The following is a 21,230-nucleotide window of genomic DNA, read 5'->3' on the forward strand; positions in this document are numbered from 1 at the left end:
CCATTATTTCTCGAACGGCCATTGCTTCCGAACACCCGCCGAGATAAGAAAAGCCACAATGCCCAGACCGATCACGGTTATCCCCGACAGCATGAACTTGGGACCAGTCGAGAAGAAAATAAACAACCAGATGCCAATAACCAGCAGCACAGGGAGCGGGTAAAGCGGCATTCGGAAGGGAAACTCAGAAGCGGCTCGTCGGCGGTGGAGCAACATTAAACCAACTGCCTGACCAACGAACTGAATAACAATCCGCATAGCCAGAATAGCCGTTATAACATCGCCCAGCCGGAACAACAGACTGAACACGAAGCCCAGTCCGCCCAGGAAAAGCAGCGACACGTACGGGAACTGCCGGGTTGGGTGAAGTTTGGCGAATACTTTAAAAAACTGCCCATCGACCGCAGCCGCATACGGTACGCGCGAGTAGCCGAGCAGAACGGCAAAAAGCGAGGAAAAAGCCACGAGCAGGACCAGAACGGTGGCGAGTTTGGCCGCGTCGGGACCGTAAAGCGTCTCGACGAAAGTGCTGACAATGAAGTTGCTATTCTGGGCGATCTGCCAGGGTACCACGCTCACGACGCTCAGGTTCATGAGCAGATACAGGGCCGCAATACCGGCAATCGAAATAAACATACTGGCCGGAATATTCCGGGTGGGCTTTTGAATCTCGCTGCCCAGGTGACAAACATTGTAATAGCCTAGGTAGCAATAGATCGTTTTTACAGACGCCTGCCCCAGTCCGACCGCCAGTACGCCACCGCTCACCGATCCGATTGACTGAAACGTGTCGGCCAGGGGTATCCGGGCATTACTCAATCCACCGATGATGATCCAGCCAAGCGTCAGAAGGACAGCACCCCACATAACCAGACCTATTTTGCCAATGGAGTCGATCTTCCTATATAGTAAAGCAATGATAATCAGCACGGCCGCTCCCGAAACGCCTTTGCGCTGCCACTCATCCAGGGGCATTAGATAAGACGCGTACTGCGCAAAGCCAATGGCTCCGGATGCCATCACCAGAGGAGCCTGAATGAGCGTTTGCCAGACATACAGGAAAGATAACAGTCGTCCCCAGCGCCGTTCGCCGTAAGAAATTTTCAGAAAGTTGTAGCTGCCGCCAGCCTGGGGAAACGCGGCTCCCAGTTCCGCCCAGACAAACGCATCGATCATCGAAACAAATGCACCCAGCACCCAGGCCCACATAAAAAGCGGACCGCCCAGGGTTTTAATGACCAGCGGCAACACCACAAAGGGGCCGATGCCGACCATGTCGATCATGTTCAACGCGGTGCCTTGCAGGAGCGTCAAATTGCGGGGCAAAGCAGCCGATGCAGTATCGGACGGTTGATCTGGAGAGGTAGCGTTACTCAATAGCGTACTGGCCTGAATTGTGGAAGGAGTCTGACTTGGTTGGAAAAGGCCAGAAGCAGGCTAAAAGTTCGAATAGCAATTGGTTGACTCAAACAAAAAGTGCCCCGCTCTCATCGAAGGCGGGGCACTGAAAAATGATTGGCATGCGGCCTAGTTCATTAACTGATCGAATGTCAGGCTTATGTAGTACATCGAACCAACGCTCGGATTTCCCCAGGCCTGGGTATACAGCTTGCCCGTCAGGTTGGTACCACCCACTTTGAGGATAGACTTGAAGCTGGTGAGTTTTTTGCTGACCTGCGCATCGAGTGTGCTGTACGACGGAATAATTGTCTGCTGGCGAGCCGTTGCTTCGGTATTGCCAAAACTCCCCTCCCACAGAAACGAATCCTGCTGCCGGTACACGACATTGAAACCGAACCCCGTACCGCGTACGTTCCGGTTGCCGAACGACAGATTATACCGATACTTCGGTGTGTTGAAGAACGTAACGAAGCCCGTCGGAATCTTATCCTGATCGATCAGGTAGTTCGACGATACATTAGCCCCAACCGTGTAATTGCCGGGCAGCACATACTCGGCACCAACGGCCCAGCCCGCGTTTTTCAGCTGGGTTGGCGAATTGGTCGGGTACGAATACACTGAACGGGTCGATCCGCTGATCAACTGCAGCGTCGAAGTAAGGTCCGTTACAGAGACAGGTGTTGCCCCCTGTACAACAATCTGGCTACCCAGGAAATTCAGGAAACGGTTGTAGTAGTAATAGGCATCAATGAACAGTTTTTTACCGATCAGCCCCTTATAACCAACTTCATACGTTTCGACGCGCTCCGGATCGTAACCCAGGTTAGGCGTTCTTTGTAATAGGGAAACGGCTTGTGGTAAAGCCGCTGTTCCGCCCTGTTGCAAAGCCGCACCAAACGCCTGCACGGACTGAAGGGTATACGTCGGATTGGTATTGAGATTATACTTATCCTTCAGGAACGGTAGCCCACCAATTAACCGGGCGGTGGGCGTATTCAGATCGATATACTGGTCCTGGGTGGTTGGAATCCGGAAACCCCGCTGAAACGACGCCCGGAAATTATGGATTTTAGCAAGCGTCAGAACGGCCGAAAAACGGGGACTTATCTGTGCTTTGAAGTTTTGGTTTTTGTCGTAACGAATCGAACCGGTTAATTTCAGTACATCGGCCAGCGTTTTGGACGCCTGCGCATAGGCCCCAAATTCATCGATGGTGAACTCTTTCCCATTTTCGTCACGGGCGAACAAAGTCCCTTCCGAATTCAGCGCATACCGACGAACATTTCCACCCACGATTAATTCAACCGTTTTGGGGTCAATCAGCTTCGTGAAGTTATACATCACCTCGCCGTGATACAGATTGGTTTTATCCAGGAATCGAGCCCCAACGCCCCTTGCATCGCCGGGAATCGGCTTGCCCGTTACCGCATCAAAAGCCTCCTGAAAACCAGCCGTGCCCGGTAATAACCGTCCCTGATCGGCAACGCCACGAGCCTGATTTAACAGTGTCGTTTGCTGACTGTTTACATAGGTCTGCGCAGCCGACAAAGCAGCAGTTTGAGACTGGCCCGACCCGAGCGCGGTTAGGTATGCACCCGCGTAACTTCCCAGAGCCGATTGAGCATAGTTTCTAAAATAGGCGGGAAACCAGGTAGCCGCACTACCGCTCCAGTATTCATTAATACCCTGCCCTAGAATGGCCGTGGCGTAGGCATCGCCCGAACGCTCCTGCGTGGTATACGCCCGAACAAAGAAGTTGGACCCCCGTAATTCGAGCTTGTACTGACCCAGCTTAAAGCCCTTGATGTAATAGCGATCGGCACCCGTATACACGGTTGTACCCGTGCCCCAGTTAGCCTGAATAATGGCCTCCACATTGTCGTTCAGCCGATAATGCAAGGCGCCGTTCAGTTTGAGGTTCGTGGCGTTATAATTGACCAGATCGCTCTCTTGATAACCCGTCCGTGAGATGTTCAGGTTCGGAATGATGGCATTGAAAATTTGCTGCGGTGTCAGACCCGTTAACTGGGGGAGTGTTCGGTTACCCGCCTGCGGAATCTGGGTAGTGGCAATAGCCCCCAGGAAAGCAGACGTTCCACTGGCTCCGGTACCCGGCTGGCCGTTACCAAATAAATTAGAGTAGAGGTTAGCGCTGGCATCACCGTAAATATTTACCCCATCATAGCCGGGGTTGTTGGTGCGTGTACCGCTGTCAAGGTTGTAGCCGTTCGAGAAACTCTGATCCCGATAATCGGTTGCCTGCCAGTCTTTTGCCGTCAGGTATGAAACGCCGACTTTAATGGCCAGTTTGTTATTGAAAGCCTTGGCATAGCGGAAAGCGGCATCGTAGAAGGGCGTCGTTGCCGTCGACCGATTGCTGGCATTCATAACGCCCCCCTTCACGTAGGCACTCAACCCCTGATACAGAAACGGGCTTTTCGAGTTCATCAACAACAGGCCGTTAATGGCATTCGGGCCATAAAGTGCGGAAGCCGCCCCCGGCAGAAGTTCGACACTTTCCAGATCCAGCTCCGACACCCCGGCAATGTTACCCACCGAAAAGTTGAGCCCGGGAGCCTGGTTATCCATGCCATCGAGCAACTGCACCACCCGAGTATTCCCGTTCGAGCCAAACCCGCGAACGTTGACCGACTTGAACGTAAGGCTTTGCGTGCTCATGTCCACGCCTTTGATGTTTTGCAACGCGTCGTAAAAAGTTGCGGCTGGCGTAGACTGAAACGTGCGGATATCCAACCGCTCAACGGACACCGGCGATTTTAGGACGCTCTCTTCCACCCGCGATGCCGAAACGACAACCTCCTGCCCAATAGTTACCTGCTCTGTTAAACTTACGTTCAGATCGGTTCGGTTACCGGTAATAACAAACTCCTGTGGCTGGAAACCGACGGCCGAAATGGCAATGGTGAAAGGCGTTGGGGTCGTTGTCGTCAGCGAAAAATTACCTTTCTGATCCGTGATGGTGCCGATAACTTTGCCTTTGACCGCAATACTAATACCGGCTAGTTCTTCTTTTTTCGCATCATCCGTTACTTTTCCGGCAATTCTGGTTTGGGCCATGGCATTGATGCTGGATATGCCAAGCAAACCAAGAAGCAATAGCAAATAAGTAGTAGTTCTTCCCATAAGCGTAAAGTAAAAAATAGAAGGTTGTTTACGAATTTGTCGTAGACGCTAACATACGGATAAGTCTCCATTTCGTGCAAACTTTTCTTGCAATTAATAAATTCCAAAATCTTCTTTCGTAGCCTGTGTGTTTCATACAGCCCGATGGCTAGTAAATTTCTAACCGCCTTAGCTTTAGTAGTAAACAACTCTCTCAACCGAAATTTATTCTGCATATGACACATGAATCGAACCAGGCACGCCGGGACTTCCTCAAGGCATCTGGCCTCTTAACGGGAAGTGCCTTGTTGGGTGGCCTGCCTTTTCAGACTAAAGCGGCTGGTAACCCGGGTTATCATTTCTCGGTAAACGACACGATAAAAGTAGCCCTGATCGGGTGCGGTGGTCGTGGTACGGGAGCCGCTCAACAGGCCTTGAATACGAAGCAGAATGTTAAAATAGTGGCGCTGGCAGATGCCTTTCGTGATCGGCTGGACGATGCGTACAAGGCCTTAACGGAACGGGGACTGAAAGCAGCCGATGGTTCGCCGAAAGTGGATATACCGGAAGATCATAAGTTCGTCGGGTTCGATGCCTATAAGCAGGCAATTGCTCTGGCCGACGTTGTTATTCTGGCGACTCCGCCGGGCTTCCGCCCCAGTCATTTCGAAGAGGCCGTCCGCCAGAATAAACAGGTGTTTATGGAGAAGCCCGTAGCCACCGATGCACCGGGCGTTCGGCGGGTTTTGGCGGCTGCGGAAGAAGCCAAAAAGAAAAAACTGAATGTAGTCGTTGGGCTGCAACGGCGCTACCAGCCAAGCTACCGCGAAATGATCAAGCGTATTCACGACGGTGCACTGGGCGATATTGTTGGTGGTCAGGTGTACTGGATCAGCGGTGGCGTTTGGCAAAAACCGCGCAAACCCAACCAAAGCGAGATGGATTACCAGATGCGAAACTGGTACTACTTTAACTGGCTCTGCGGTGACCACATCAATGAGCAGCACGTTCACAATATCGATGTGGCCAACTGGGTAAAAAATAGCTATCCGGTTTCCTGTCAGGGAACGGGTGGGCGGCAGGTACGGACGGGCAAAGATTACGGCGAGATTTTCGATCATCACATCGTTGACTTCGTATACGCCGATGGTACGACCATAAACAGCCAATGCCGCCACTACGAAGGCACGTATAGCCGGGTAGATGAAATGTTCCTGGGCACTAAAGGTAAAGTAGAGGGCATGGAGAAAAGAACCAGTGCGCTGCTGGGTTACAACGGTCAGCCTATCTACAGCCACAACGCCAAAAACGACGGTAACCCGTACCAAATTGAGCACGACGAGCTGTTCGACGCCATTGCAAAAGGTCAGTATAAGTTTGCCGACGCCGAGCGGGTAGCCAAGAGTACAATGACTGCCATTATGGGCCGTATGGCTACGTATTCCGGTAAAGTTGTCAAGTGGGATGAAGCCTTGAATTCGCAGATTGACCTCTTCCCCGACAAGCTTGCCTGGGACGCTATGCCCAAAAGCCTGCCCGACGCCAATGGGTTATACCCGATTGCCGTACCAGGAAAAACGGTAACGGTATAATCCGCCTTCGCGAAAGATCAGATGATGAAAATCAGTAAAACGGGGCCGATTGCCATTTGTGCAATCGGCCTCGTCTATTTTCCAGAATCAACAGCCGGACACCCGGAAAACGCTTTACCAGTCGGCGGCTTTTGCGAAGGCCTGCTACGCTGAATACTTTCGTCAGGGCATCCGCCCGGTAACCGTCGGGTGCCAGCACCGTGGCCTGTACAAAATGCCGAAGTCCCAGCCCCGAGCGCGGGTTCATGATATGCGAGTACCGTCGACCTTTGTATTCCAGATAACGATAGGTATCGCCGGAGGTTGTAATAGCCGCATTTTTCAGGAGAATCGTCGTGGTATCGGCATCGGTTGCGCCACCGAAATGAATACTCACCCGCCATCCCTGCTTGCCCGGGGGCGCATCGCTGACTAGAATATCGCCCCCGATATCAATCAGAGCAGCGTTGATCCCAAATTCAGCGAATCGCTTCCGGGCTTCGTCTATCGCATAGCCCTGCCCGATGCCCCCCACATCCAGCCGCATACCCGTTCGGCGTAACCGGACGGAACGAGTGGTACGGTCAAGGTCCATGAATTGATAGCCAACGGCTCGCCGGGCCCGTTGTCGTTCACGATCCGTTGGAAACTCCTTTCGCCGAACGGCCCGACGCCACAGTAGAGTCAATGGGCCAAGGGTTGGATCGAAACGGCCGTTTGAGCGACTGGCAATCGTTTTTGCTTTCTGTAGAACAGCAAACAAATCGGCCGACACAGGCACCCACTTTCCCGAGCCCGCCGTTTTGGACAGCTCGTTTATTTCGGAACCGTCCAGGTAATCGCTCATAATCTGGTTGAGCGAATCCATGCGAACATTCACAGCCGCATTGGCCCGCTGAGCGATCAGGCTATCGGACGCGTAAAAAATGACATTGAACTGCGTACCCATCAGCCCCCGGCGGAACGAAAAACGAGCCATATCGGGTTGTGCAGTGACTAGTCCCGGCAGTAGGCTGACCGCAAAAAGTAAGGCGATCAGATAGCAAAAAGGCAAACGGGCACTCAACATAAGGTAGTGGGCAACCATCCAGAATTGACCAACCAATGGTTACGATTAAAAATAAATTTATCCTGCTGGCCGCCGGTTTCTGGCTTTCAGGCCTTGCCCTGACACTGGCGGGCGCTTACGGCAAAAGCCATCAGTGGGCGGCAACCGGTACGCTATTGACGGTTGGCATTTCCGCTCAGGCTATCGGCTTCGCGTTTCTGGGGTTCGCTATCATGCAGGCTGTTTTCAAGAAGAAATAGAACGCTGATTTTTATGATTAGTAAGAGTAATTATGATTTAAGGCCTGGAGATCATAACGACTCTTACTAATCATAAAAATCAGCGTTCTATAAAATGGCTAGGATTGAAATAGATCCTGAATAACAAACTGAAAGTCCGGCACAACGGGTGAGGCCGAACATACATCCTGGCCCTTATAAACCTTAATATCGTCGGGCGAGGTGTAGGCGTATATCTTCTGTTGCTTCGGCGCTATATACCAGACCAGTTGAACGGTGGCATAAACCGTTTACCTGTTTTAGCCTCCCGAATTTGTTCGTCTGTAAAAATCGCCAGATCAGGAATACGTTTTCGAAATGTATCTACATAAGCATCGCCTTCCGACAACATTTCCGCTCCATTCTTGTACAACTGCGTTTTAGCAAATGCCCGCATCAAAAATCGAGCAATAAATAACTCTTCCTGTTTCGTGGGGGACTTTTTGATAATACGCCCCCGGACAAACTCGTAGTTCGCGTCGGTTTTTTTTCGCGCAAGCCGCTTCTCAAACTCGGCAACTGTTTGCGGAGCTAATGGACGTTTTCTACGGGAAGGCGTTGCTGTTGTTTCCATGTCGAGCATCACTGGTTAATCAAAGATACCAATTTTGACTAGATAAGGTCGTTTACAATTTAGCCGCTTTGTTCCGCAAATACATGTCGATCAGCACTAAAGCAGCCATCGCTTCGACGATAGGAACGGCACGAGGAACTACGCAGGGATCATGCCGACCTTTACCCGACACCGTGACAGGCTGTCCGTTTACATCGACGCTGTCCTGATCCTGCATAATCGTGGCAACGGGTTTGAAAGCCGTTCGAAAATAAACATCCTCGCCGTTACTGATGCCCCCCTGAATACCCCCCGACTGATTTGTTTTTGTGCGAACCCGACCATTGTCGTCGGTATAAAACTCGTCGTTGTGTTCGGATCCAAGCTGCTCCACGCCAGCGAACCCGCTTCCATATTCGAAGCCTTTTACCGCGTTGATACTAAGCATCGCTTTGCCGAGTTCAGCATGGAGTTTATCAAACACGGGTTCGCCCAGCCCGGCGGGCAGGCCCGTAACGACACAATCGACAATGCCGCCAACGGAGTCGCCCTGTTTACGGATACCATCAATGTACTGAAACATCTGCTCGGCCGTTTCGGGATCGGGGCAGCGCACGGCATTTTCTTCGGCCAGCGCCAGGTTGAGTTCCGAATAAGCCTTGTCAAGTTTCAGCTTGCCCACCTGCGAAACGTACGCAGTAATCTGGATACCTACCTGGCCGAGCAATAATTTGGCAATTGCACCCGCTGCCACGCGGGCCGCGGTTTCACGCGCCGACGAACGGCCGCCCCCTCTATAATCCCGTGATCCGTATTTGGTTTGATAGGTATAATCAGCGTGAGAAGGCCGGAACTGCTCCGATATATGCCCATAATCTTTACTCCGCTGATCGGTATTCCGAATAACTAGCGCAATGGGAGTTCCCTGCGTATGGCCCTCGAAAACGCCGGATAGCACTTCGAACTCGTCGGCTTCGCGCCGTTGGGTCGTAATCCGCGACTGACCAGGTTTCCGCCGGTCTAATTCATGCTGAATAAAATCAGTGTCAAACGCCAGCCCCGCCGGGCACCCATCAATGACAACACCAATGGCGGACCCGTGCGATTCGCCGAATGTAGAAATCTTAAATACCGTTCCGTATGTACTACTCATGCTACCTGTTTTGGGGCATCATCCCCGATTAGTCGCCAAAAGACAATGCGCCTTTCCGCTGAATTTATTTCTTAATGCTATTTTCGAACGAGGACAAAAACCATCCCCAGCAACATAACCAGAATCAGCACATTGGCCATGGACCGGATAAGCACCGGAATACTGACCGGCTGGCGAGTACTGTCCATGCCTTCGACACCGGCGTAAATTGAATTGACTACCGGTGCACCAGGTACCGTTTCACCGTTTGTGACAACCGAACTGCTGGCTATGTTCGTGTTGGTGAGAACGCCCGCCCCGTTTCCGCCAACCTGAAGCTGGAGCTGTGGCCGAAGCGTGTCGTAGAGAGCCCTTTGCGGATCGAAGTAAACCCATTGCACGTAATTCGCCAACGAAACCAGTCCATTTTGGTGCGGAACAATGTAATACGTAAACGTTTTTCGACCGGTTACCTCATTGCCACCGTGCGTAATCGTATGCCTGGCTTCGGGGGGAAAGACATCTATTTCGGATTGTCCGGCGAGTAATCCGGGCGCTGGCAATGTAGCAATATTACCCTTCCCGGAAATAGAAAACGTGTATCGCACGCTCTTGCCGGCAACAACGTACTGGCGCTCCAGAGCTTCCTCCAGTCGAAATGTTCCGACCGGTACGCGACCCCGCAATGGGTGAATGGGCAGCGCTTTGACGCCAATTGCCAACGGTCGACTGGTGAACACGGCCGTTTCGGGCTGGGAGGCCGGTGGTCCGATAACTGGCCGGCGATTTACCTGAAGCGATACGGCTGGAAGGCGTATCGACTGATTGGACAATGGAAAGAAAACGGATTGAAAAATCCGATACTCCCTGAACTTCTTTTTGCGGATACTGACCGGGATCGGTGTCAGGTCATTAATGGGAACGTTTTCCTCCCAGGAATTGGCTGGACGAATTTTTTTAACGATTGCCTGCAGCTGTTTATCGAGCGACTGAAAACTAAGTTCATACGGATAATTATCGGCCACAAAAAACGATAAAGTCAACCCCACTTCTTCGCCGGTGTAAATGGTTTGTCGGGACGCCCGAAGTGACAAAAATGCCGCTCCTTCGGGTACCAACTCAACCGTACTGAGGGTTGCGCTACCCGGTACTGACAAACTTGCTGACGGCTGAACAACAAGGGCCGCCCCTTCCGAACGCACGGTTTCGCCGTTTATCACAATTACAAAGGGCGCGAGCCGAAAGCGACCGGGTGCTTTAGCCTGGTAATTCTGCGTAATAATCTGACTGGTAAGCGTTTTGCCACCTACTTCGATCGGTGTGACACTGGTTGAGGTACCTCGTTTAACGAAACCATTAATGTCCGGAAAAGCAACTGTGGCACGAGTTTCGCTGTTTGGAATGATGAGCGAAATGGTGAAGGGCCGTTCAATCGGAAAAGTTGTTGCCCCTAATTCGATAGAGGACAGATTATCAATAGTTTGCCCATATCCCGAGAAAAGGAAACAAAAAAATAATACAACAACTTTTCGGAATATTACAAGAAACATTACTAATTTTAAGCAACAATGTATGAAATCAGCCGTTACGGATAAAGGTACCAAAGATAAGAACGAACTGTCCAACCTCTCTCACATATCCTAGCTTCTTCAACCGAAAATATGTTGCCCTATGCTTTCCATGCTTGAGTATATCAAGACAATCCTTCAGAAGGTAAGTTTTGATAAAAATCTTTTCGACAAAGAGCTGGCTAAAGCCATTAAAATGCTCATTCCTAAAGAGGTAAAGCAACTTAAACGCTGGTGTTATGTCCAGTTTGGTAAAATGTACCGCGCGGTCTTAAATCGTCGCTTCGCCCGGGTAAGGTTCACCTGACGGTGGTAGCCGTTTTCGCTGACACAAAACCCCCGGCTTATAAGCCGGGGGTTTTGTGTTTTAGCAAGATTTATCCGTTTCGTGCCGCTCACGGCTACAGACTATAGTGTCACTTTGTGGCCCATTTCCGGGATCTCGATGTGTTCAAATCCAGCCGCCTGCAAATGCTGTTTCCAGATCAATTGCTTCTCATACTCACCATGCACAAGAAATAGGGACTTAACGTGGGCCGCATCCTGACAACTCAGGAAATGAAGCATCTCCCGGTAGTCAGCGTGGGCCGAAAAAGAGTCCATAACGGCAACCTGGGCTACAACCGCGTACCGCTCACCGAATATAGTTACCTCTTTGTCGCCCCGTTTCAGGGCACCGCCCAAGCTGTTAGGAGAAGCATACCCAACGAGCAAAATAGTTGTGTTGGCTTTGCTGATATTATTTTTGATATGGTGCTTGATCCGGCCCGCTTCGGCCATACCCGACGGGGCAATGATGATGCAGGGTTCCTTTAGGTCATTGATGGCCTTCGATTCTTCCACGTCGGTGACGTAGTGCAGGTTGGGAAACTGAAAAGCATCACCGTCTTTCTTGATGTAAGCCAGAATATCGGGGTTGAAATCCTCCTCATGATCGCGCATGACGTCCGTAGCCTTTACCGACATCGGGCTGTCGATATAAACAGGCAGTCGTGGCAAACGCCCTTCGCTCGATAGTTGATCGAGTGCGTAAATCAACTCCTGAGTCCGGTCAACGGCGAAAGCCGGAATAATGAGTTTGCCCCGCCCGTCAACGCAGGTTTGCTGGACAATACGCAATAAATGCGCTTTCATATCGGGTTCAGCTTCGTGGAGCCGGTCGCCGTAGGTCGATTCGCAGATGATGTAGTCGGCCTGGGGAAACGGTTGGGGTGATCTCAGAATTTTGTCGTCAGGACGACCAATATCGCCACTAAAAAATAGTTTTTTTTCGACCTCCCCTTCCCGAATTGTCAGACTTACCGACGCACTCCCGAGCAGGTGGCCCGCATCGGTCAATAAGGCCGTCACACCATCGCAAATGACAAAAGGCTGGCCATAGGCAACGGCCTGCATTTGGTCGAGGGCCTGCTGGACATCTTTTTCATCATAGAGGGGCTCAATGTCGGCCTGGCCCCGGCGGGTACGTCGCTGGTTGACCCGTTCCAGATCGCGCTCCTGAATCCGGGCACTGTCCATGAGCATTACCTCGCACAGATCAATTGTGGACGAAGTCGTGTAAATTGGCCCCTGAAACCCCTGCCGGACCAGCCGGGGAATCAGTCCGGTATGGTCGATGTGCGCGTGCGAAAGCACCATGTAGTCGACCTGCGCCGGATCAAAGCCGAACTGCTGGTTAAGCTCGTCGGTATCAATACCCTGGAACAGCCCGCAATCGAGCAGAATTTGTATACCGCTGGGGGTGGTAATCAGGTGCTTGCTACCCGTTACCGTTCGGGCGGCACCAAAAAATTGAATGGTCATGTTACGTAAGGTTTCGTTGGTCAAGGAGTGCAGGCATTCTTCTCTGAAACCAACGGATAACGAGAAGCGATACCCTTTATCACGATGTTCAGGTCAATATTGAGAACTATAGGCGGTATCATCAAGCGGTTTTGGCAATACCGTCTGGTGAAAACCCTTCTTGTGGCTCTATTGATTTTTTTCGGCCTGGATTTTTTCTTTCCTCTTCGCAGTCGTGTTCCTTATTCAACCCTGGTTACCGCCCGGGATGGGTCTATTCTGCACGCCTTTCTGAGCCGAGACGACAAGTGGCGGATGTATGCCGAGCTAAACGAGATTACAACCGCTCTCCGCGACGCCATTCTGTTCAAGGAAGACAAATATTTCTGGTACCATCCAGGTTTTAATCCCGTCGCGATGGTTCGCGCGGCTGCCCGGAACCTGTTAACCGGACGACGAACGTCGGGCGCATCGACCATCACCATGCAAACCGTTCGCTTGCTCGAACCACGCGAACGAACCTATTCCAGCAAGCTCATCGAACTGTTTCGGGCCCTGCAACTCGAACTTCATTTCTCGAAAGAAGAGATTTTGCAGCTGTACCTGAATCTGATTCCCTACGGCGGTAATATCGAAGGGCTCAAGTCCGCTTCGCTCCTGTATTTTGGTAAATCGCCGACCTTATTAAGCCTGGCCGAACTGACAACGCTGACCATTATTCCAAACCGGCCCTCGAGTTTGCGGCTGGGTACACACAATGCGCTCGTTGTGCAGGAGCGCAACCGCTGGCTTGCCCGATTCCGGAAGAGCCACCTGTTCAACGAGACTACCATCAACGATGCGCTGAACGAACCACTCGTGGCCTACCGGCGGGAAGCGCCCCAACTGGCCCCGCACCTGTCGCGTCGGCTCCGGCTCGCTAACCCCGACGCTCCCATCATTCAGTCGTCCCTGGCACCAGCGATACAGTCAACGGCAGATCGGCTGGTGCAGCAATATGCCAACCGGATTCGTGCTTATGCTATCTACAATTCGGCCGTGCTGGTTGTGGATAATCAGTCCAGCGAGGTTGTTGCTTACGTTGGCTCGGCCGATTTCAGCAACACTGTCGACGGTGGGCAGGTCGATGGGGTCCGGGCAGTCCGGTCGCCGGGAAGTGCACTTAAACCCCTGTTATACGGACTGGCGTTCGATGCCGGGATTGTCACACCAAAGACTAAACTAGCTGATGTGCCCACCAACTTCGGCGGCTACGAACCGGACAATTACGACCGGCATTTCAATGGTCCCGTCACGGCAGAATTTGCGCTGGCCAATTCCCTCAACATTCCGGCAGTTGCGTTACTGAACGAACTAGGTACCCCGACGCTCGTTTCAACGCTTCGAAAAGCGGGTTTCTCGGCCATCCGGAAACAGGCCAAGACACTGGGTCTATCCATGATTCTGGGTGGGTGCGGGGTTACGCTGGAAGAGATGACCCGATTGTACACGGGCCTGGCCAACGGAGGGCGCATGAGTCCGCTGGCGCTCACCTTATCGAAACACCCGACCGACCCGGCTCATCTGCTCACGCCCGAGGCTGCCTACCTTGTCACGCATACGCTTACCCAGATTACCCGGCCGGATCTGCCCAACAATTTTGATAATAGCTATCACCTACCACGTATTGCCTGGAAAACCGGAACCTCATACGGTCGGCGTGACGCGTGGAGCATCGGGTACAATCAACGGTATACCATTGGGGTCTGGGTTGGCAATTTTTCGGGCGTGGGGGTGGCCGAATTGAGCGGGGCCAACACAGCAACGCCCCTGTTGTTTCAGCTGTTCAACGTGCTGGATTACAATTCACCGACGGGCTGGTTCAAGGTTCCTAAAACGGCCACGAAACTCAGCAACCGACTTATCTGCCCCGAATCGGGCGACGTTCCGGGTGAATTTTGTGCTAATCCGGTAATCGATTATTGCATCATGGGCATTTCCCGATACCGGCGATGCCAGCACCGGAAAGCCGTTTTCACCAACGAAGCCAGGACTATTTCCTACTGCGCGCATTGCAGGCCCGACTCCGGCGCGGTTCGTCGGGATTACCCGAACGTATCGCCCGAGATCAGGGCGTTTTACCAAAGCCATAGTATTCCCATTGATGCTATTCCGCCCCACAATCCGGCCTGCGAGCGCGTATTTGGCAGCCAGGAGACTAACCGGGCGGGGCCGCTTATTACCAGTTTGAACGATAAAAGCGAGTACTTCATCAAGTCGAAACAACAGACGGAGTTAGAACTGGCCTGTCAGACGCCTGCCGATGTGCAAACCGTATTTTGGTACCTGAACGATAAACTCTACCGCCGGGCTAAGCCAACGGAAGCCGTATTTTTCAAACCACGACCGGGACTATTGAAGGTTTCCTGCGCTGACGACAAGGGCCAAAGCCGTGATATTCGCGTAATTATCAGAAATGAGTGATCATGTGTTGACAAAACTTTCGAGAAATCAGCTACTAGCCGTTTCATGGTTTAGTTGAGCGCCACATAGAAACCGGAGTACGGCTAGTAGCTGATTTCTCGAAAGTCCTGTATTGATTTGGCTTTACCCTGATTTCTTTTCACTTTTCCCCAGAAAAATTAACCAACCCATGCGGCACACTTTCGCTTTGCTCATTACCCTTTTCTTTACAGCAACCGGTTTTGCTCAACCGGCAACGACACCACCACAGGACCCTACTGCCCTGGGAAATGCGTTTTTCAAAGCCCTGCTCGATGAGGATGGTAAAGCGCTGGAACGCTTGATCTCCAGCGATCTGGATGTGATCAGTTTCGACGGGCAGTCCATTGAGGGTGAGGCACTAATGGAGGGACTGGGTAATGGGACATTTTCCATTACAACAAGTCTCGTTTCGGATGAAGTGACGCGCCTGTACAACGACGACTCAGCGGTTATGACGGGCAGCTGGCAGGCGAAGGGCACTATCCAGGGGCAAGCCTACGACGACACCGTTACGTTTTCGATCGTGAGCGCTAAACAGGCGGGCATCTGGAAGATCGTTAATGTGCAGTTTACGCCCACACGGTAGAAACAACAAATGACATTCTGTCAGGCGATCCACTCATCAGCGCTGAGTAGCGTTTCTCGCTATCGTCGACACCTTACCACCACCACTCATGCAAGCACTTTCCTGTATCCGTAACCTCTTCTTAATTAGCGCACTATCGCTCGTTCTTGCCCAGTGTTCGCGCTTACCCTTCAACGATGTAGCAGTTATCGGGCGAAACTTCGGCGATGAGGTTCAACAGACCCAGAACCTGATCTTTACGTTCAACAAAAATGTCGGTCCAGCCAGCCAGTTCGGCAATTGGGACTCTACCCAGTATGTGCGCTTTATACCGGCCGTTCGCGGAAAATTTAAATGGACAGCCCCTAATGAACTGGTTTTCTCGCCATCCCTGGCTTTCGATCCGGCTACAGACTACCGGGCCGAATTGACCGGCGACTTACTGAAGCATGCGGACAAAAAAGACCTGAAAATTTCGGGTGAAGCCATTGCCTTTCACACCCCCTACCTACAGCTGACGGGCGTCGAAAACTGGTGGTCACGCGCCGGAGAAACGGGGCAGCCCGTTGCCAAAACCCGCCTTAATTTCAACTATCCGGTTTCAGCGGCAAACGTAGTCGAAAAAATAGCCCTCTCTTCGGAGGAGAAGCCACTCACGGTGGTAAGCGCGCCCAATGATGCCCAGAATTCAATTGCGTTGACACTTACAAATGCACCGGGCCTGAAAAACGAGCAATCTCTGTCCATAAAACTGGGCAAAGGAATAAACGTGCCAAACACGGCCTTTGTCACGAAAGAGACCATCGAAGAAACGAGTACGTTACCCTCGCGCTACAAGGTCGAAATTGCCGATGTACAGACAAGTTTCGACAACAATACGGGGGTCGTCAAGGTCATCACGACGCAGGAATTGCAGGCCGGAGAACTCAGTCAATATTACACTATCCAGCCGAAAGTCGAGACAACGGCTGAACTGACGGAGAACGGCTTCATCATTCGCGGAAACTTCACCGAAACGGACACCTACGTTCTGACGATGACCGATCAGATTCGGGGGGTGCTGGGAACAAAGCTGGAGGAACCAACAACCCGCGATCTGTTTTTCGGAAAAATGCCCGCCAGTATTCAGTTTGCAACCAAAAAAGCACTCTACCTGTCGTCGAAAGGAGCTCAGAATATTGGTCTCAACATTGTTAATGTCCCCAAAATACAGGTGAAGATTGCGAAGGTGTACGAAAACAACATCCTGCATTACCTGCGCGCCAATCGCTACGAAGAGTACAAAGAAAAGGCCAACGGCGAATGGGGACCGTCCGGCTCGTTTACGTACAGCGACGATGAAGCGGGCGACTTGAGCGATGTGCTGGTCAGCAAAACAGTTGAAACGGCCGATCTGCCTAAAGTAAGGGGTGTATCGGCGTTGAACCTGGCCCTTCCCGATCAGAATACGGCCTTCCGGGAGCCTCCACTCCGGGATCGCCCATTGAAGGGCGTCTACCTGGTGTCGGTGACCTCTAAAGATGAAGCTTTTTTACAGGCCAGCCAATTAGTATCCGTATCGGACATTGGGTTAATGGCTCGTCATACGAACGACGAAGTTCTGGTTTGGGCCAACTCAATCCGAACCGGCGAGCCCCTGCAAAGTGTCGAAATAACCCTGATCAGCAGCAATAACCAGTCTGTCTACACACTGAAAACAGATGGTACGGGCTTCGTTAAATTCGAAAAAGTAAGCGAGAAGGCTCCCGGTTTTACCATAGCGCTTATCACGGCCAGCATCACCAATACGGCAGCCATCAGGTTGTCGGATCAGGACGATTTTAACTTTCTGTTCCTGCCCGATACACAAATCGAAACCTCCCGATTCGAGGTAGACGGGAAACGGGACAACGAATCCGGGTTTGACGCTTTCGTGTACGGCGACCGCAACATTTACCGGCCCGGCGAAACTATACACATCAACACGATTATCCGGTCGCAGAGCTGGCAAAGTGTGGGCGAGATACCCGTGCTGGTCCGCCTTCTGGCACCCAATGGCCGGGAGGTTCGGGTATTTCGCAAAACGACCAACGTCCAGGGAGCTGTAGTAACGGATGTCCTGCTCGATCCGGCAGCCGTAACGGGTACCTACACCGTTGAGGTATTAAATGCCAACAATGTTCTGCTGACTTCGGAACCAATCAGCGTTGAAGAGTTTGTTCCCGATCGAATCAAGGTCGATGTGGTGACGGATAAACAAACGGACCCAACCCTACCCGCGATCTACAAGGCGGGGCAAACGGTCACGCTTTCGCTGACGGCGATGAATCTATTCGGGCCACCCGCATCCGATCGAAGTTATGAAGTAGAGCTGCAATTGAAGCGAAAAGCGTTTGCGCCAAAAGGATTCGGCGACTATGACTTTCGTATTGCCAACGGCCAGTCACCAACGGGCGATGCCGTAAAAACCGATGTATTTCCGAAAGAGTTACGCCAGGGCCGGACGAATGCCAATGGCCAGGCCAGTGAGAAATTCCCTATTTCGGCGCTCTATCAGGACATTGGCTTACTGGAAGGTAAACTCTTCGTAACCGTTTTCGATGAGAATGGACGCCCGGTTAATCGACTCCGTCGCTTGGACGTTTTGACGCAGGACACATTTTTTGGCTTGCGGTTACCCAATAACTATGTAGCTACCAACACACCCCTGGCTGCCGAACTGATTGCCCTTGATCCGGTAGGTCAGGTACGTCCATCGGTGTCGGCCCTGGTTGAGGTTGTTCGATACGATTACCAGACCGTAATCGAAAAAGAGGGGGATGGTAGTCAGGCCCGCATCAAATACACGACCAAACGACGGGAGAAACAGGTGTACAGCAATACGCTGTTGTTCAAATCCGGGAAAGCCGCTTTCCGTTACGTACCGACACTTTCCGGCGAATACGAAATCCGCGTTCGTCGGCCCGGCGCATCGGCGCATACCGCCACCCGCTTTTACGCCTACGGTTTCGGCAATACGTCGGCATCCTCGTTTGATGTAAGTCAGGAAGGCCAGGTGCTCATGACGCTCGACAAACCCATCTACAAAACCGGTGACAAAGCAAAAGTGCTGTTCAAGGCACCCTTCGATGGTAAGTTACTGGTGACCGTGGAGCGTAACCGCGTAATTGAACAACGCTGGCTTACCACCAACAACAAATCGACCGAGTGGAGCTTTGCCGTCGGCACGGATCATTTGCCCAATGTGTACATTACGGCTACGCTTATCCGGGCCATTGACGGAACAAATCTCCCGCTCACGGTAGCCCACGGGTTTGCACCGGTTTCCGTTCAGGATCCGGGCACAAAGCTACCCGTAACCATCACCGCCGTTGGGCAGTCCCGCTCGAAAACGAAGCAGACCATTCGAATTAAAACGGCGGCCAATGCCCAGGTGACCGTAGCCGTTGTTGATGAGGGGATTTTGCAGGTGAAGAACTTTAAAACGCCGGATCCATACGGCTTTTTTTACCAGAAGCGGGCACTGGAGGTGGATAGCCATGATCTATATGCCCTGCTCTATCCTGAACTTTCGCTAACGTCGAGGTCGAGCGTTGGCGGTGATGGGTATGATCTGGAACGACGGGTCAATCCGCTTAGCAATGGCCGGGTGCGTCTGGTGGCGTTATGGAGCGGTATTCTGGAAACCGGCTCTGATGGGAAAGCTGACTTTTCGGTAGACATCCCGCAGTTCTCGGGCGATTTGCGCGTGATGGCTGTCGCCTACAAAGACAATGCCTTTGGGTCGGCCAACACCAATATGAAGGTGGTAGATCCCATTGTTATCAGCACGGGCGTTCCCCGTTTCCTGGCACCCGGCGACAATCTGGAACTGCCGGTCAATCTCAGCAACACCACCAAACAGTCAGCCACCGTTACAGCCCGGTTAAGTCTGACAGGTCCACTGGCTACCGACAGTGTAAGCACGCAGAAACTAACGATTCAGCCCGGACGGGAAAGCCGCGCCCTGTTTCGTGTTGCCGCCAAACAGGCGATTGGTGCCGGAGCGATTACCATAACCGTTAACGGCCTAAACAAAACCTTCACGGAGAAGACCGAAATAACCATTCGTCCGGCGGCCTCGTTGCAAAAGACCACGTTGTCGGGAGTCGTTGCGACCGGATCGACACAGTCTCTGCAACTGGCCAGCGGCTTTCTGCCCGGAACTGCACAGGCCAGCGTAACCCTGAGCCGGTCACCGGTCATGCAATACGGCCGCGAGTTATCATACCTGCTGGGCTACCCACACGGTTGTCTGGAGCAAACGATTTCCAAAGCTTTTCCGCAGCTATACTTCGCCGACCTGTCCAAACAGCTTTCAGCCAGTACATACTTCGTTCGGGCGGGCGATAGCGACTTGAACCCAGCCTCCACGGTTCGGCAAGCCATTCAACAAGTTGAGAGCCTGCAAATCCAGAACGGAGGGTTCAGTATGTGGCCCGGCATGATTGCGGACGGCTCCCAGACAGGTGCCTCAACGGTCGACCCCTGGGCAACGGCCTATGCCGTTCATTTTCTGGCCGAAGCGCAGGAAGCCGGTTATGAAGTCCGCTCGTCGGTACTGAGTTCGGCCATCGATTATCTGACTACCATCACCAACAGTCCCGCTACCGAAAATTCGGTTACGGTCAATGAAGGACAATTCAACAGCCGAACGGTGAAGCAAGTCGCCAGTCGTACGGGCATTTACGCTCTTTACGCACTCGCCGTTGCGGGCAAGCCCAATCGGTCGGCCATGAACTACTATAAACAAAACCTGGCTTCATTGACAACGGATAGCCGTTACCTGCTGGCGTCTTCTTTCTTCCGTATTGGCGATACCCGAAGCTACGCAGCTCTTTTACCCAAACAATTCTCGGACAACACCACTGGTCGGCAAACGGGCGGTAGTTACGCATCGCCTTTGCGGAATCTGGCCCTTACCCTTGATGCGCTTGTAGATACGGATCGGGACAATAGTCAAATCCCAGTTCTGGCCCGACAGTTAACCGCGGCCCTGAAACAGAGTACGTACCTCAATACGCAGGAAGCCGCGTTTTCATTCTTGGCACTCGGCAAACTGGCTAAACAAACGGCTGGCAGCACGGCTACCGCTACGCTAACAGCCGATGGAAAACTCCTTGGCACCATGACTACTGCATTACTGAGCGTGAAACGGATTCCAACCAGCGTGCCCCTTAACCTGAGTGTCAGGGGCACAGGTAGTGTCTATTATTTTGCGCAGAGTGAAGGCGTACCGGCAAGCGGCAGGATTCGCGCAGAGGATAATGGTCTACAAGTACGCCGACAATACCTCAGCCGCGATGGCAAACCCATAAGTGCCATCCGCCAGAATGACCTGGTTGTCGTGAAGATCACGCTGATCAGTAAGAGCGGGCTGACTATTGAGAATGTGGTCGTGACGGATCTTTTACCCGCCGGGCTGGAGGTGGAAAACCCACGTTTAACGGGTTCACCGGGCCGTGAAGCGGGAGATATGGCCTGGATTGGCAAGCCAGCAACCCTGAATCGTCCCAACCATTTCGATCTGCGCGACGATCGAATCAATTTTTATACAACAGCTACCGGCACCGAACGGACGTTCTATTACCTGACGCGTGCCGTATCGAAAGGGCGCTTCGTAGTGGGCCCCGTTTCGGCCGACGCAATGTATAATGCGGAGTATCGTAGTTATAACGGAGCGGGTACGATCGTTATCCGCTGAAGC

Annotated in this window: 13 protein-coding genes; 6 read left to right on the forward strand and 7 right to left on the reverse strand. The window is 52.3% G+C overall.

Annotation, left to right across the window (positions count from 1 at the left end):
- Positions 1–3: 3 nt before the first annotated feature.
- A complete protein-coding gene (locus tag ACYU87_RS16350) occupies positions 4–1,377 on the reverse strand; it encodes an APC family permease (RefSeq protein WP_461135152.1) in 1,374 nt (457 codons plus the stop codon).
- Positions 1,378–1,527: 150 nt separating this feature from the next.
- Positions 1,528–4,545, reverse strand: coding sequence for a TonB-dependent receptor (locus ACYU87_RS16355; protein ID WP_461135153.1), 3,018 nt, complete (start codon positions 4,543–4,545; stop codon positions 1,528–1,530).
- Positions 4,546–4,760: 215 nt separating this feature from the next.
- Here ACYU87_RS16355 and ACYU87_RS16360 point away from each other — a divergent pair, with 215 nt between their 5' ends.
- On the forward strand, positions 4,761–6,116 hold the full coding sequence (locus ACYU87_RS16360) for a Gfo/Idh/MocA family oxidoreductase (RefSeq protein WP_461135154.1): 1,356 nt from the start codon (positions 4,761–4,763) through the stop codon (positions 6,114–6,116).
- Positions 6,117–6,147: 31 nt separating this feature from the next.
- Here the strand turns inward: ACYU87_RS16360 and ACYU87_RS16365 are convergent, their stop codons facing one another.
- Positions 6,148–7,182 (reverse strand): FAD:protein FMN transferase, encoded by a 1,035-nt coding sequence (locus tag ACYU87_RS16365; RefSeq protein ID WP_461135155.1) that lies wholly within the window; start codon positions 7,180–7,182, stop codon positions 6,148–6,150.
- Positions 7,183–7,199: 17 nt separating this feature from the next.
- On the opposite strand from ACYU87_RS16365, the gene ACYU87_RS16370 reads away from it, so the two are divergent.
- Entirely contained in the window at positions 7,200–7,403 is a 204-nt protein-coding gene (locus ACYU87_RS16370) for a hypothetical protein (RefSeq protein ID WP_461135156.1), read from the forward strand.
- Positions 7,404–7,635: 232 nt separating this feature from the next.
- Here ACYU87_RS16370 and ACYU87_RS16375 read toward each other — a convergent pair whose 3' ends face one another.
- From ACYU87_RS16375 to ACYU87_RS16385, 3 genes are all read right to left on the reverse strand, one after another.
- Entirely contained in the window at positions 7,636–7,995 is a 360-nt protein-coding gene (locus ACYU87_RS16375) for a hypothetical protein (RefSeq protein WP_461135157.1), read from the reverse strand.
- A 52-nt stretch (positions 7,996–8,047) separates the two neighbouring features.
- On the reverse strand, positions 8,048–9,127 hold the full coding sequence (aroC, locus tag ACYU87_RS16380; RefSeq protein ID WP_461135158.1) for a chorismate synthase: 1,080 nt from the start codon (positions 9,125–9,127) through the stop codon (positions 8,048–8,050).
- 77 nt (positions 9,128–9,204) lie between these two features.
- Positions 9,205–10,656 carry a BatD family protein gene (locus ACYU87_RS16385; protein WP_461135159.1) on the reverse strand — a complete coding sequence of 484 codons (1,452 nt, stop codon included), beginning with the start codon at positions 10,654–10,656 and terminating at the stop codon, positions 9,205–9,207.
- 121 nt (positions 10,657–10,777) lie between these two features.
- Between ACYU87_RS16385 and ACYU87_RS16390 the strand changes: the two genes are divergently transcribed.
- Positions 10,778–10,981: a hypothetical protein gene (locus ACYU87_RS16390; protein ID WP_046578814.1), complete on the forward strand. Its 204-nt coding sequence runs from the start codon at positions 10,778–10,780 to the stop codon at positions 10,979–10,981.
- A 101-nt stretch (positions 10,982–11,082) separates the two neighbouring features.
- Here ACYU87_RS16390 and ACYU87_RS16395 read toward each other — a convergent pair whose 3' ends face one another.
- Complete coding sequence (locus ACYU87_RS16395) at positions 11,083–12,477, reverse strand: MBL fold metallo-hydrolase RNA specificity domain-containing protein (RefSeq protein WP_461135160.1); 1,395 nt, start codon at positions 12,475–12,477, stop codon at positions 11,083–11,085.
- A gap of 84 nt (positions 12,478–12,561) precedes the next feature.
- On the opposite strand from ACYU87_RS16395, the gene pbpC reads away from it, so the two are divergent.
- The 3 genes from pbpC (at position 12,562) to ACYU87_RS16410 (ending at position 21,227) form a co-directional block, all read left to right on the forward strand.
- Positions 12,562–14,919, forward strand: a complete 2,358-nt coding sequence (pbpC, locus tag ACYU87_RS16400; protein WP_461135161.1) for a penicillin-binding protein 1C — start codon at positions 12,562–12,564, stop codon at positions 14,917–14,919.
- A 169-nt stretch (positions 14,920–15,088) separates the two neighbouring features.
- Entirely contained in the window at positions 15,089–15,526 is a 438-nt protein-coding gene (locus ACYU87_RS16405; RefSeq protein WP_461135162.1) for a nuclear transport factor 2 family protein, read from the forward strand.
- Positions 15,527–15,614: 88 nt separating this feature from the next.
- Entirely contained in the window at positions 15,615–21,227 is a 5,613-nt protein-coding gene (locus ACYU87_RS16410; RefSeq protein ID WP_461135163.1) for an alpha-2-macroglobulin family protein, read from the forward strand.
- Positions 21,228–21,230: the final 3 nt, after the last annotated feature.

The sequence above is a fragment of the Spirosoma lituiforme genome, assembly GCF_054776635.1.

What these genes read in the sequence shown, in the direction of transcription:
- ACYU87_RS16355 (WP_461135153.1), bottom strand. Translation starts at nt 4,545, where the DNA reads ATGGGAAGAACTACTACTTATTTGCTATTGCTTCTTGGTTTGCTTGGC.
- ACYU87_RS16360 (WP_461135154.1), top strand. Translation starts at nt 4,761, where the DNA reads ATGACACATGAATCGAACCAGGCACGCCGGGACTTCCTCAAGGCATCT.
- ACYU87_RS16365 (WP_461135155.1), bottom strand. Translation starts at nt 7,182, where the DNA reads ATGGTTGCCCACTACCTTATGTTGAGTGCCCGTTTGCCTTTTTGCTAT.
- ACYU87_RS16370 (WP_461135156.1), top strand. Translation starts at nt 7,200, where the DNA reads ATGGTTACGATTAAAAATAAATTTATCCTGCTGGCCGCCGGTTTCTGG.
- ACYU87_RS16375 (WP_461135157.1), bottom strand. Translation starts at nt 7,995, where the DNA reads ATGGAAACAACAGCAACGCCTTCCCGTAGAAAACGTCCATTAGCTCCG.
- aroC (WP_461135158.1), bottom strand. Translation starts at nt 9,127, where the DNA reads ATGAGTAGTACATACGGAACGGTATTTAAGATTTCTACATTCGGCGAA.
- ACYU87_RS16385 (WP_461135159.1), bottom strand. Translation starts at nt 10,656, where the DNA reads ATGTTTCTTGTAATATTCCGAAAAGTTGTTGTATTATTTTTTTGTTTC.
- ACYU87_RS16390 (WP_046578814.1), top strand. Translation starts at nt 10,778, where the DNA reads ATGCTTTCCATGCTTGAGTATATCAAGACAATCCTTCAGAAGGTAAGT.
- ACYU87_RS16395 (WP_461135160.1), bottom strand. Translation starts at nt 12,477, where the DNA reads ATGACCATTCAATTTTTTGGTGCCGCCCGAACGGTAACGGGTAGCAAG.
- pbpC (WP_461135161.1), top strand. Translation starts at nt 12,562, where the DNA reads ATGTTCAGGTCAATATTGAGAACTATAGGCGGTATCATCAAGCGGTTT.
- ACYU87_RS16405 (WP_461135162.1), top strand. Translation starts at nt 15,089, where the DNA reads ATGCGGCACACTTTCGCTTTGCTCATTACCCTTTTCTTTACAGCAACC.
- ACYU87_RS16410 (WP_461135163.1), top strand. Translation starts at nt 15,615, where the DNA reads ATGCAAGCACTTTCCTGTATCCGTAACCTCTTCTTAATTAGCGCACTA.